Origin of the sequence: Pseudomonas sp. SAR267 (genome assembly GCF_052077595.1) — a bacterium.
Lineage (GTDB): Bacteria > Pseudomonadota > Gammaproteobacteria > Pseudomonadales > Pseudomonadaceae > Aquipseudomonas > Aquipseudomonas vlassakiae.
The window spans coordinates 1,038,370-1,051,096 of the sequence record NZ_JBQIHU010000001.1 but is presented as its reverse complement, the minus strand read 5'-3'; the positions used below and the strand labels follow the sequence as shown (position 1 = coordinate 1,051,096).

8 protein-coding genes and 1 pseudogene are annotated in these 12,727 nt (G+C 63.9%); 1 reads left to right on the top strand and 8 read right to left on the bottom strand.

The window, feature by feature from the left end; genetic code table 11:
- Positions 1–148: 148 nt before the first annotated feature.
- From ACTORR_RS05255 to ACTORR_RS05245, 3 genes and pseudogenes are all read right to left on the bottom strand, one after another.
- Positions 149–889, bottom strand: coding sequence for a methyl-accepting chemotaxis protein (locus tag ACTORR_RS05255; protein ID WP_371263233.1), 741 nt, complete (start codon positions 887–889; stop codon positions 149–151).
- Positions 890–1,006: 117 nt separating this feature from the next.
- A pseudogene (mcpA, locus tag ACTORR_RS05250) lies at positions 1,007–2,035 on the bottom strand (methyl-accepting chemotaxis protein McpA); the annotation flags it as partial.
- Positions 2,036–2,179: 144 nt separating this feature from the next.
- Complete coding sequence (locus ACTORR_RS05245) at positions 2,180–3,058, bottom strand: LysR family transcriptional regulator (RefSeq protein WP_054883538.1); 879 nt, start codon at positions 3,056–3,058, stop codon at positions 2,180–2,182.
- Between the two features lie 98 nt (positions 3,059–3,156).
- Here ACTORR_RS05245 and ACTORR_RS05240 point away from each other — a divergent pair, with 98 nt between their 5' ends.
- On the top strand, positions 3,157–3,585 hold the full coding sequence (locus ACTORR_RS05240; RefSeq protein WP_054883539.1) for a PACE efflux transporter: 429 nt from the start codon (positions 3,157–3,159) through the stop codon (positions 3,583–3,585).
- Between the two features lie 118 nt (positions 3,586–3,703).
- Here ACTORR_RS05240 and ACTORR_RS05235 read toward each other — a convergent pair whose 3' ends face one another.
- The 5 genes from ACTORR_RS05235 to ACTORR_RS05215 form a co-directional block, all read right to left on the bottom strand.
- Complete coding sequence (locus ACTORR_RS05235) at positions 3,704–4,768, bottom strand: hypothetical protein (protein ID WP_054883540.1); 1,065 nt, start codon at positions 4,766–4,768, stop codon at positions 3,704–3,706.
- Between the two features lie 87 nt (positions 4,769–4,855).
- Positions 4,856–5,536, bottom strand: coding sequence for a GntR family transcriptional regulator (locus tag ACTORR_RS05230; protein WP_313364970.1), 681 nt, complete (start codon positions 5,534–5,536; stop codon positions 4,856–4,858).
- 16 nt (positions 5,537–5,552) lie between these two features.
- Positions 5,553–6,257 carry a FadR/GntR family transcriptional regulator gene (locus ACTORR_RS05225; protein ID WP_099815307.1) on the bottom strand — a complete coding sequence of 235 codons (705 nt, stop codon included), beginning with the start codon at positions 6,255–6,257 and terminating at the stop codon, positions 5,553–5,555.
- A gap of 44 nt (positions 6,258–6,301) precedes the next feature.
- The gene (locus tag ACTORR_RS05220) at positions 6,302–7,612 is read right to left on the bottom strand and encodes a C4-dicarboxylate transporter DctA (protein WP_099815308.1); all 1,311 of its coding nucleotides are present in this window, start codon (positions 7,610–7,612) and stop codon (positions 6,302–6,304) included.
- A 302-nt stretch (positions 7,613–7,914) separates the two neighbouring features.
- Entirely contained in the window at positions 7,915–12,717 is a 4,803-nt protein-coding gene (locus ACTORR_RS05215) for a dermonecrotic toxin domain-containing protein (RefSeq protein ID WP_313364971.1), read from the bottom strand.
- Positions 12,718–12,727 lie beyond the last annotated feature (10 nt).

The following is a 12,727-nucleotide window of genomic DNA, read 5'->3' as shown; positions in this document are numbered from 1 at the left end:
GCCCGTTATCGGATGCGTGCAGCATATAGGGAGTTTTTATAGCCAAATAGACTTGTTCGTTATTAGGTTATAACCGGTTCTTGGGTTGATGCAGACGTGCGCTGGCGAAAGCCCTCGTCGGCAAGCGCCGACGAGGGGTTACACGTCATCAGATGCGGAAGCTGCCTACCAGCTGCTTCAGGCGCCCGGCCTGTTGAGCGAGCGCATCGCAATGCTGCAGGGTCTGGTTGAGGTTTTGCACCCCTTGCTGGTTCAGCGCGTTGATCTGGGTGATGTCCAGGTTCAGGCTCTCGACCACTGCGGTCTGCTCCTCGGTAGCGGTGGCCACCGATTGGTTCATGCCATCGATTTCACCGATGCGCTCGGTGACACTGGCCAGGCGTTCACCGGCCTGGTTGGCCACCTGCACGGTCTGTTCGCTCGATACCTGGCTGGTATTCATGGTGTGCACCGCCTCACGCGAGCCCACCTGCAGGCTGGTGATCATGCGGTGGATTTCCTCGGCCGATTCCTGGGTGCGGTGGGCCAGGTTGCGCACCTCGTCGGCGACCACGGCAAAGCCGCGTCCGGCCTCACCGGCGCGGGCGGCTTCGATGGCGGCGTTGAGCGCCAGCAGGTTGGTCTGCTGGGAAATGCCCTTGATCACGTCGAGAATCTTGCCGATCTCATCGGTGCTGGCATTGAGGGTTTCGATCTGCTGGCACGATTCGCTGATGCGCTGGGAAAGCGCAGTCATGGCGCTGATCGCCTGCTCGACCACTTCACGGCCGCCGTGGGCCTGCTCACTGGCACCGCTGGCGTGTTGCGAGGCGTCGGCCGCATTGCGGGCGATTTCCTGGGTCGCGGCGCCCAGCTGGTTGATGGCCGCGGCCACGCTGTTGGTGCGCATGCTCTGTTCTTCGGAACCGATGATCGAGGCGTTGGAGGCGTCGACGACTTTTTCCGACAGATCGTGCACCAGGCGGGTGGCCGAAGAGACTTCGCTGATCGAGGTGTGGATACGCTCGACGAAGCGGTTGAACGAGCTGGCCAGCTCGCCGAATTCGTCCTTGTGCTGCACCTCGAGCCGGCGGGTCAGGTCGCCTTCACCTTCGGCAATGTCACGCATGGCGCGGCCCATGGTGGTCAGCGGGCGCATCAGCACCGGGATCAGCAGGCCCAGCAGCACGGCGATGGCGACTACGGCGATGAGCATGGCGATGATCGCTGAAGTTCGGAACTGGCTGAGTGCAGCGTAGGCTTTGTCCTTGTCGATCGACAGGCCGATGTACCACTGCGCCGACGGCAGGCCGGCCACCGGGGCGAACGAGATCAGCCGTTCTTCACCGTTGAGGGTGACGTCCTGCATGCCAGCGGCCACCCGCAGGCCGCTGCCGGGGTAGATGTCCTTGAGGTTTTTCATCAGCTGGTCTTTGTCCGGGCTGACGATCACCTGGCCACTGCTGTCGGCGAGGAAGGCGTGGCCGATGCCACCGAAGTCGACCGAGTTGATGATCTCGACCAGAGTGTCAAGGGTCAGGTCACCGCCGACCACGCCGATCAGTTCGCCGTTACGCTTGCTTTTCACCGGTACCGCGATGGTGACCATGAGGCCACCGACTGCGCCCTGGTAAGGGGCGGTGAGCACGGTCTGGCCGGCGCTGGCCGCGCTGCTGTACCACGGCCGCTGGCGGGGGTCGTAGCCGGCCGGCATCTGTGTGTCAGGGCGCTGGGTGAATGCGCCGTTGGCCTGGCCCAGATAGGTGAAAAGGAAATTTCGCGTATAGGAAGGCTGCTCGATCAGCCCGCCCAAGGTTTCTCCTGCCCCTTGTTCGGCAATGTCCTGCGCCAGGTTTTCCAGCACCAGGATGCGCCCGCTCATCCAGTTCTGCACGCTGCTGGCAGTCAGCGCGCCAGACTGTTGCACGGACGATTCGATATTCTGGCGAAGGGTGTTGCGTTGCAGGTAATCGTTGTAGAGCGTGAACAGTGCAAAGGCCAGCACCACGACACCGCAGGCGCTGAGAAGGATCTTGTGGCGAAATTTCAGGTTCATGTTTCGAGACCTTGAGCCAAGGATGGGAAGGGCGCCGCGTGCTTGTGGCGAAAAGGCGAGTCCTGTCCTACCTGTTATCGGCGCGCTTGGTAAAAGGTTGAAACAATTAGCTATTTGCCTGGCTCACCGACGACGGACGGTGGGCTAGCCTGCTGCCAGCAGATCGATCAGCAGGCGAGCGCCCTGGTGCAGCGGATGCTGCTTGCGCCAGAGCACATGGATTGGCAGCTGCAGTTCGTTGCGGGTATTGCCAAATTGCAGGCGCACCAGGCGCCCGGCCGCGACCAGCGGCGCGACCCGGGCCAGGGGCAGGTCGCCCCAGCCAAGGCCGGCTTCGACCATCTGCAGGGCCAGGTCGAAACTATCGGTGGACCAGTGCGTGGCGCCGATCAGTGGGCGTGGGTCGAGCAGTGGCAGGTCGCGGCTGCGGACCAGGATCTGGCGCACGTTGACCAGGTCCTCGAGGTAGTGAATACGGCCCTCGAGCAGGGCCGGGTGGGTGGGCGACAAGGTGGCCACCAGCGTTTCCATGCCGATGTGCTGGAAACTGCGCCGGGCATCGACCTGCAAGCCGGCAAAAGCCAGGCACAGATCGACGCGGCCGCTGTCGAGCAGCTGCAGGGCTTCTTCCTGGGGAGCGCTGAGCAACTGGATGTCGAGCAACGGGTAGCGGGCGCCGAGGTTGGCAATGGCGGCGAGCAACGGGCGATGATCGATATCCGGGACCACGGCGAGGGTGAGGCTGCTTTCCAGGCCCTGGGACAGTTCCAGCGCGTGCACCTGCAACAAGCCCAGTTGCTCGGCGATCAGCCGTGCATGGGGCTCGAGTGCCAACGCCTGGGCGGTGGCGCGGACTTCGCGTGAGCCGCGCTCGAACAGGGTGTAGCCCAGTTCGGCTTCGAGGTTGCCAATGGCCATGCTCACCGCCGAAGGCACCCGGTGCAGGGCGCGGGCAGCGGCGGAAAACGAGCCGCGGTCGAGCACGGCAAGAAACAGCTGGATGTTATCGCTGGAAAAGTTCATGGCGGCCTCCTGTCAGCCAATCTGAAGGCTGTTGACTTTTCCTGTCAAGCCAGGTGAATCATCCTTGCGCTCTCGCAATTCGACACATGAGGTAACCCGTGCAGGGGGTCAAACGCAAACTGGTCTACGTGACCGCCTATGAACTCATCGGCCTGTGCATGTCGACGCTGGGGCTAGCCTACCTGTCCGACACCCAGGCTTCGCACACCGGGCCGCTGGCGGTGATGATCACCACCATCGCCATGCTCTGGAACCTGATCTACAACAGCCTCTTCGAGTACTGGGAGAGCCGCCAGGCCAAGCGTGGGCGCAGCGTGGCGCGGCGGGTGGCGCATGCCGTCGGCTTTCAGTTGACCTTGGTGGTGTACCTGATTCCGCTGATTGCCTGGTGGCTGGACATGAGCCTGGTGGAGGCGTTGCTGGTGGACCTGGCGTTCATCGTTCTGATCCCGTGCTACACCTTCGCCTACAACTGGGCGTTCGACCGGATCTTTGGCTTGCCGACTTCGGCGATGGCCGCTGCCTGAGGCAGGCAGGTCAGGCCTCTTCGCGGCTAAAGCCGCTCCCACAGGTATGTCACTGCCCTCGGGAACAGTGGTGTCCCTGTGGGAGCGGCTTTAGCCGCGAAAAGGCCGGAACAGGAACCTACGGCAAGCGAATCAGAAGAGGCTCCTGTCTTGTGGGTGCCTGGCGCTGTTCGGTCTGCTGCTCCATCGAAGGTTGTGGCATGGTCGCCAGCAGGCTGTCCTCGACCTGCCCAGACAGGTAGTACACCCCCGCCAGGGCGCCGCTCTGGCGGTTTTCCATCAGCTCCTGCCATTCCTGGTTGAGCGCGACGTTGAGGATGACCCGCAGTTGCTCGACCATCTGCGGCTGGTCACGGTTGTGCGACATGATGCCGTAGCCGGTCGCCGCGATCGAGATCATCGCGCCGGCCACCTTGCCCACGGCACTGGCGACGGCACTGGCGATGCCGCGAGGGGCCAGGGTGGCGCCGAGTTTCTCACTGGCATTGGTGGCCACGGACGACAAGCTCACATCGGTTTTCCCCGGGCCTTTGGCGGCCTGCTTGTGCAAGTGCTCGCGCAACGCCAGCCAGGCCGGTTGCTGCTCGAGCGGCTTGGCCCGCAGCAATTGATAGAGCGAGGCATTGCGGGCGGGTGGCGGCCCCAGGTTGATCGCCGGGATGCGATTCAGGCGCTGGCTGAACTGCTCGGGCGGCGCATGGAAGCGCTGGATGATCGCTGGCAGTTGCTGGCCGAACAGTTGCACGTACAGCTCGCAGGCACGATCGCGAATGCCTTCTGGGTTGATCTGTTCGGCCACGGGTTCGATCACCCGCTCGTGGTACTGCTCCTGCAGGTACAACGCCAGGCGCTTCTCTGCAGGCTCGCGGCCTTCGCCGCTGTCGAGCTTGTACCAGGCTACCTTCATGGTCAGCCATTGTTGGGTCCAGTAACCGGTGAACCAAGGGATAAAGTCGTTTTCGGTGCGTTGCTGCACCTGTTCCTTCCATACCCGCATCGAGCGCCGTGCATAGTCGTTGGCCGAGCCGGCCGCGCCGACCGAGGCCTCGATCAGCTCCTGGTCGATGCGCTGCCAGCTGGCGGGGTCGAGTACCACTGGCGGGGGCGGGGCCGGCGGGCGTTTGCCTGCGCAGCCGGCGATAGCCAGCAAGATGCACAGCAGGACCAGCAATCTTCGGCTCACTCGGCTGCCTCCCGGGGGTAGAGGCGGGGTGGTCATCCGAGTATAGGGCGCAGCTCAGGGGGCTGCCGTGCAGCCTATCGGCCGTGGTCAGCCAAGGTCGAGCTTGTCTTCCAGACGGTCGAGATGATCATGCATCAACGCCAGTGCCACCTCTGCATCACCGGCTTCCACGGCATCGATGATCGCGGCATGTTCCTCCCAGGCGCAGTGGTCGCAGCAAGGCGATTCATAGCGGGCGATGATCAGCGAAGTCATGGGTACCAGGCCGTTGAGGAAGCGCGCCAGCGGCGCATTGGCCGCCACCTGGGCGAGCTTGAGGTGAAATTCGCCACCCAGGCGGATGGCGGCGCAGCGTTCACCGCGTTCGTGGTGCTGGCGCTCGCGTTCGACCAGTTGGCGCAGCTGGCGAACCTGCACCGGTCGTGCGCGTTGTGCGGCCAGGCTGATCAGGGTGGTTTCGGCCAGGCGCCGGGCACTCAGTACCTGGCGCGCCTGCTGCGGGTCGGGCGCAGCCAGGTGGGCAGTGTGGCTGGGGCGCTGCACCACCACTTGCTGGTCCGACAGACGCCCGAGCACCCGGCGGATCACCGTGCGGCTGACGCCAAAGGCATTGCCCAGGGCCTGTTCGGGCAACAGGCTGCCAGGCGGCAGGCGCTGTTCGAGGATCGCGTCGAACAGACGCGGGTAGATCTGCTCGGCCGACAGGCGGGTCTCGCCGGCGGCGAGCAGGGCAGGCAGGCGGGGGGCGGCGTGGGCGCAGGCGGTCATGGTCGCTCTCCAAGGGTCATTGGCCGGGCTGGTCGTCCGGGATATTGAGTTGAATGCCCATGCGCTGGCCTTCGGCGAGAATGTGCTGGCGCATCTGGGCGCTGGCCTGGGCACTGTTGCGTTCGCGGATGGCGCGCACCACCGCTTCATTCTCCTTGAGCCGTGCGGCCAAGTGCTCGGGCGAGTTGCGCAGCATGCTGGCGCTCTGCTTGAGGGCGTTGCCGGTCTGCTGCACCACGCTCTGGAAGATCGGGTTGGTGGTCAGGGCGAATAGCGCCTCGTGGAACGCGATGTAAGCCTTGGCCCCGGCTTCGCTGTCATCGGCTTCCAGCGCTTCGCGCATGTCCATCAGGGTCAGGCGCAGCTGGCCGATGTCCTGGCTGTTGGCCGATTGCGCGACCAGCCCGACGATGAACGGTTCGAGGGTGTAGCGCAGTTCCAGCACATCGGCCAGGCTGGCCGCTGCGGCGCTTTCGCTGGCTGGGTCCTGGGGCACGGCATCGGCATCCAGTACCAGCACACCCTTGCCTGGCAACGCACGCACCAGGCCCAGGGTTTCCAGCACAGTCACCGCTTCGCGCAGGCTGGGGCGGCTGATACCCAGTTGTTCGGCCAGTTCGCGCTGCCCGGGCAGCATGTCGCCGGAGCGCCACTGGCCGCGGGCCAGGGCCTGGCGCAGTTTTTCCACCACTGAGTTGACGACGGTCGATGAGCTGATCACGGTTCGCTCCTGCAAGGGCCGGCGTCAGCGCCGGCCACGTTCGCTCAGAATTGCTGTTGATGGGGGTTGGCTTGCTTGCGTGGCGCAGGGGCGAAGCCGGGTTTGCCATCGAGCACGTTATGCGCACGTTCCAGGTCGATGTCCTTTTCCCAGCGGGCTATGGCGACGGTGGCCACGCAGTTGCCGATCAGGTTGGTCAGCGCCCGGCCAATGCCCATGAACCAGTCCACCGCCAGTACCAGCACCAGGCCCACCACCGGGATCGCCGGCACGGCGGTCAGGGTGGCGGCAAGGATTACCAGCGCCGAGCCTGGGATGCCGTGAGCACCCTTGGAGGTCACCAGCGACACCAGCAAAATGGTCAGCAGGTCGGTCATCTCCAGCGGTGTGCCGGTGGCGTTGGCAATGAACACGATGGCCAGGGTCAGGTAGATGGAAAAACCGTCGAGGTTGAACGAGTAGCCGGTGGGAATGACCAGGCCGACGGTGGAGCTGCCGATGCCCAGGTGTTCCAGCTTGCGCATGATCTGCGGCAGCACGGCGTCGGACGAAGCGGTGCCGAGGACGATGGTCAGCTCTTCACGCAGGTACTTGATGAACGGCAACAGCTTCAGGCCGGACACGCGCATCACGGTACCCAGCACAATCAGCACGAAGCCGGCGCAGGTCAGGTAGAACAATGCCACCAGGCCGCCCAGGTGCTGCAGCGATTCCAGGCCGTACTTGCTGGTGGTGAAGGCGATGGCGCCGAACACGCCGATCGGCGCCAGGCGCACGATCATGCCCATGATGCGGAAGATGACGTGGCTCAGTTCGTTGATCAGCCGCGAGATGCCAGCGGCCGAGTCGCCCACCAGGTTCAAGGCACTGCCGAACAGTACCGAGAACAGCAGCACCTGAAGGATGTTGTTGTCGGCGAAGGCACCCACCACCGACGTCGGGATCAGGTCCATGAAGAACGCCGTGGCCCCATGGATGTGCTGGCCGCGCTCGGCCAGGCTGCTGGCATCGGCGCTGGACAGCTGGTCGAGGTGTATGTTGGCGCCGCTGCCGATGCCGCTGCTGAAGGCGAACACCAGGCCGATGACCAGGGCGATGGTGGTCAGCACTTCGAAATAGATCACCGATTTCAGGCCGATGCGCCCGACCTTCTTCAGGTCGCCGGCGCCGGAAATGCCGCTGACCACCACGCAGAACACGATCAGGCCGATGAGCATCTTGATCAGCTTGATGAAGCCGTCGCCGAGGGGTTTGAGCTGCAGGGAAAGGTCGGGGAAGCTGAGGCCGCAGGCAATGCCGAGAGCAAGGCCGAGCACAACTTGCAGGAAGATCGAACGCGAGCACCATTTGAGCATGGGAGGGATCTCAGATCGGTGTCCTTGCTTCGGTGCCGCACGGGGCGAAAGAGCGCAGGACTTAATTATTGTGGTCTTACCGGTATGTTCAGCGCGGGATCATAAAAGCGCGAAAAATCCAAGTTTGCAAGCGATTTTGGCCTTACCGGTCTGACCAGTTGTAGGGCATTGGCACTGCCTTGGCTCTAGTTCGGTGCATGGGGCGCAGCTCCTGCCCCACGCTGTCCGCTGAAATCAGATCAGGACTGGCCAACGCCTGATCAACTGCTGCAATCAGCTTGCCAAGATGATGGGGCGCGGGTTCAAGGGCTGGCCGCGAAGGTATGCGGGTTGGCGTCGCTCAGGGCTTCAGTCAGTGTCCTCAGCAGCGCTTCCCGCGCCTGTTGTCGACTTTGCAGCAAAAGCTCCGAAGCCCGTAGGTAGAGGGCGTCGTCGTTGCACAGGTCAACGCGTTGCAGTACGCCTGCGCGGCGCCAGGTGATCTGCCCCATGTGCTGTTCCAGGCGGGTGATGTAGGCCTGCGGGACCTCGGGGCCGGTGTAGCTACCGGTCACGCTGGCGCTGTCATTGAGCGTGTCGAAATACTCTGAAGCACCCTCCCATTGCAGGTCGAACTGCTGGAATGCTTGCGGGCGCAAGCGCTGTAGCCAGCGCTGCCAGAAGGGTTGGTCGCTGACCCAGGCACTCAGGCGCGTCGCTGTCGCATCCGACCACACAGCCTGCTCCAACCGTTGCAAGGTGGCATCGCTCAGGCGTGCCAGGTACTCGAAACGCATCCCGTCGGGTTGTGGGGGCAGGCGCAGACGCTGCTGCAGGCGAATGCGTGCGTACAAGGCCATTTCCAGCTCATCCAGCAGGAAGCTCGCCTCGGTCAGCTGCGCATCACTGAGGTCATCATGCCTCGACAAGGCAGGTGCAGCCTCGCGCTCAGCGCTATTGCCGGCGTCGGCAAGTGCACGGCGCCTGGCGCGCCGAGCGTTGAACAACCCGCTAATTTGCTCGTCGAGCAAACGCTGACGCATCAGGCTCGCGGCGCTGTCGATGGCCACTTGTTCGTTGCCTGCACCCGGTTCTGCGCGGGCCACGGACTGCCAAAGCGAGACTTCTGTCTCGACCTGCTGAAACAGCAGGCTGGCCTGGTCGACGCATTCCTGGCCAGCGTCCACCAGAAGGTCATGGATCTGCTGTTGCAGTTGGGCAAAGCCTGTGCCGGCTTGATCTGACTGTGCGCCTTCAACCAGGGTCTGCAGCACTTGGCGCATCCGTTGGTCCATGGCTGCTGTGCTGACCCGGTATGCCTCCGTGTTGGGCAGTCGCTGGTACAAGTCGAACAAGGGCTGCCAGTTCGCGTCCATCCAGAACTCGGCCAGATGCGCCCGCAGGGCGCCAGGCCAGCCGGCGGACCAGTCGTCTTCCTCAAAGTCTTGCTGATCGGCAGGTAATCCAGCCTCTTCGAGGCGCTGCAAGGCCAGATCGTTGAAGGGGTTGTCGTCGAAGGCGTAACTCAGCTCCGGGTCGCGTTCGCGGTATCGGCGGGCGAAGGTGGTGTCGCGCAGGGCGGGTGCATCGCTCAGTTCATTGAGGCTCAAGTCGATGGCGCGGAGGTTGAGCGGTTCATGGCTCATCAAGGTGGTCAGCCCGGCAGGCCATTCGACGATCAGCGTGCGCTCCAGGTCGATTTGCTCAAGTGCAGCCCAGCCAGTCAGGTCGGGCGCCAGCTCCAGCGGGTTGCGACGCAGTGAAAGCAGACGCAGCCGATTCAGCCCGGCCAGTGCCGTGCGGCTTGCTTCGGTCAGCACGATCTGGTTGTGACCCAGTTCAAGGTGGGTGAGGCTCGGCCAGCCCTGCAGTGCCTGGAAGTGCTCTACACCGAAGCTCAAGGCGTTCCGGTCGGCCTGGAAAAACGTCAGCGCTGGCAGATTGGCAAGCCGTTGTAGGGCACTGACCGGCAGGTCCTGCAGGCATTGCGACAGATTCAGGCGCTGGAGGTTGGTCAGCCGCGTGAGGGTTGTGAGGTCGGTTTCCTGAGAGAGATCGAGCTCGTTGTACGAGAGGTCCAGTGATTGCACTTCGCCGAGTTCGCCCAGTGCCGGAGGAAGGCTGCGCAGGGCATTGCCTTCCAGGTCCAGGTAGCGGACCTGGGGGAAAACCCGGAGAAAGGCGTCCAGTTGCGTGTGAACACGTTCGGGAAGCTCGGTGATACGCAAGTCGCGAACGTGTGGCAGGGTCACGCTCAACCTGGGCAAGGTTTGCAGTTGTGCTGCGTTGATGTCGAGAATGATGTGATCGATCGAACCGGTGGGCTCGTCGGGGCTTTCCCTGCGCCAGGCTCGGCGAATGCGCTGGGCCTGGGTGTCTCGTGCGGTGCGCTGCGCACCCTGGCCATACTCGACCCAGCTCTGCAGCTCGCTATCCAGCTGCCGATAATCACTGCGCAGGCCATCCAGCAAGCGCATGAAGGCGCCCGGCCCATGGCCTGCCTGGTGGCGCAGGCGTTGACGCAGGAGCTGGCGCTCTTCCAGATTGCCGGCAGGGTAAAGCTGGTCGAACAATTGGTCGGCGGTCAGCACGCCGCGGCCGTGACCACTGAGCTGATAGCCAACCCGGTGGCTGCCCGGTAGCGAGCCGGGCGGGTTGTACAGCGGGCGCACGGGTGCCATGCCCAGGTCGCGTGCGGTTGCTTCGCGGTCTCTGTGGGCCAGTTCGAACAAGGCATCTCGCAGGGCTGGTGCGTCGTAAATGGCCAGCCCGAGTGCGTCGCGTTCGCTGTCTGGCAGGGCATGCAGGATGGCATTAGCAAGCGACTCCTGGTTCTCAAGGGTCTGGCCAGACGCGTCGACTGCCTGGTAGCCATGATTGCTGCGCAAGACGCGCTTGACCGTTGAGCCTGGCGCGCCAACAGCTTCGATGACTTGACCTTGCTCGACAAGTTCAAGGCGGATGTTGCCGGTCCACCCCGGCAAGCGTGGCAAGTTGGCGAACACCAGGGCATCGCGATCACTGCTGTTGGCCGAAGCTTGCCGGAGTTGGCCCAGTGCTCGATTGAGTCGCGCTTCGCGCAGGTACAGCCGGGCCTGTTCGGCCATGGCCAGCGGCAGTCGGCCGGTTTGCCTGAGCCGTGCCACGTCACCCGGCGATGCCGCAGCCAGGATTTCGTTGCGTGCGCGTGGGCTGAGCGAAGGAAAGTCCCTTGCCAGCACGGCGCTATCGCCCCTTTCAATGAGCGGCAGCGGCGTGGAACCAAAGGCTTCAAGTCCGTCCAGCAACAGCGCGGGCAGTGGCCGGTGATCGAGCAGCAGTCGCCTCAGCGCGGCGTCATCGTAGCCGCAGCTGCGCAAGGCGTTGGCCAGGGCGGCGTCGTCCAGGCCCGCGCACGCGCGGCCAAGGCGCCGCGGCAGTTCTGGGCTGCGCCAGGCCAGTGGCCGCTCATGCTCCAGTAGCCAGCTGCCGTCACCGTTGCCGAGCAGCCTGGGTTGATGGCGATGGCCTTCACCTGGCGCCAGGCGCCAGCCACCCTCTGCTTCTGGCGCCAGCGCCAATGCCTTGCCTTCGTGTTGCCACCAGTGCTGACCTTGCCATGCCTGCAGGCCATCGGCGGTCACTGGTGTATCCGCAGGCCATGGGCGAGACCGGGCGAACGCTGAAAGGTCGCCATGCCACAGGCGCTCGGTGTCGCCATGGCCAATGCGGTGCCATTGGTGCAATGGCCCCGGCGATTCGACATAGTGCCCGGCGGTACCCAGTGCGGCGAATAGCGCCAGGTTTTCGAAGACGCCGAACAAATGGGCGACAGCGGCGTCGGTATCGCTTTCATCGGCGGCATGGACACCTTCGAGGAATTCGTCGACCAGCTGCGCCCCGCCCACCACCAACATCACTTCTGCCAGGCCGGGTACGAAGAAGCTGGCAACATTGAGCAGGTTCAGGCCGGTCTGCAGCCAGCCTTCAATTCGCTCGAGCAGTGCCGCCGCGTCGCGTTTTTCGGTGGGCACTACAATGCTGGCGGCATCCTGTCGCTTGCGTTCGATCTGAGTGCGCACGCGTTCTGCAAAGCAGTCCCTGCGCCAGCGCGAAGCGCTCCAGGGTAACCGTGCATTCTTGTCCAGGGTTTCTTGCCACGGATGGTGAGGGTCAGGGAAAAGCCGGGTGATCCAGCTGACGTGCTGGCCTTTCTCCAATATCGGTGTGCCGGGTTGCACTGTGGCGTAGGGGTAGTGGGGGAACAAGGTCTCGCGCAGGCTCATGGCGAAGCGGGGCTGCTGGTCATGGCTGACGTAGCGCAAGAAAAACCGTCGTTCATCGTCGTCCCAGAGCATGCGGGTGAGGCTCTGACCCAGTGCTGCGAGGGAGGCGTACTGACGCAGGGGCCTGCTTGGGTGCCCGGGGAGGTAAAGCAGGCAGGGTTCAGTGTCGGCGTGAGCTTGCAGGGTGATGAGCAATGGCCCGTTCAGCGGGCAGTCGAGCAGGCTCAGATAACTGCACTGCAGATCGCGCTGGCTGGCATCGGGGCGAGTGAGCTGTGTAGCCCCCGCCAGTGCCGCTTCGCCCAATAACTCGCCACGGCTGTCGATATGACCGCGCAGCAGCGCCAGGCTCAACTCGGCGGCGAAGGCTGCGCGGTCCTGGTCTTGCTGCAGTTGGGCGGTCAGTTCGGAATCGAGCACGGCGGCCAGGTGATCTTGGTAACGGCGGCCGAGGTCGAGGTTGCGGACCATCTTCACGAAACGCTCGGTATCGATGTTGGTGGCTGCCGGCGCGTCCTTGCGCAGGTACAGCTGTACCTTGTCGGTTTCATCGAAGTTCAGCATGGCGGCTTCCAGCCAGGACATGCCGCGCCCCAGCGCTGCATGCCACAGCCAGCCCTGGCCGACGTCGGGTAGCTCGCGCTCGGCAAACCAGTATGCAAGTGCGTCGTTCAGGTGGGCGCGGCAAAATGCTTCTGGGGCTTGCAGCGTTGCCAGATGTTTGCGCAGCCGGTGGCTGGCGCGATGACTGCTGCGCACGCGCAGTTCAAGCTGTTTGCGTTGCCGGGGCGTAGACGATTTCAGCCACTGGGGCATGCGCCGCTGGATAAATGCCAGGTGAGGTGAAGGGGCTTGAGGCATGGGCCGTACT

Excerpts from the sequence above, each read along its gene's own strand:
- ACTORR_RS05255 (WP_371263233.1), bottom strand. The coding sequence starts at position 889 with ATGCGCACCAACAGCGTGGCCGCGGCCATCAACCAGCTGGGCGCCGCG.
- ACTORR_RS05245 (WP_054883538.1), bottom strand. The coding sequence starts at position 3,058 with ATGAACTTTTCCAGCGATAACATCCAGCTGTTTCTTGCCGTGCTCGAC.
- ACTORR_RS05230 (WP_313364970.1), bottom strand. The coding sequence starts at position 5,536 with ATGACCGCCTGCGCCCACGCCGCCCCCCGCCTGCCTGCCCTGCTCGCC.
- ACTORR_RS05220 (WP_099815308.1), bottom strand. The coding sequence starts at position 7,612 with ATGCTCAAATGGTGCTCGCGTTCGATCTTCCTGCAAGTTGTGCTCGGC.
- ACTORR_RS05215 (WP_313364971.1), bottom strand. The coding sequence starts at position 12,717 with ATGCCTCAAGCCCCTTCACCTCACCTGGCATTTATCCAGCGGCGCATG.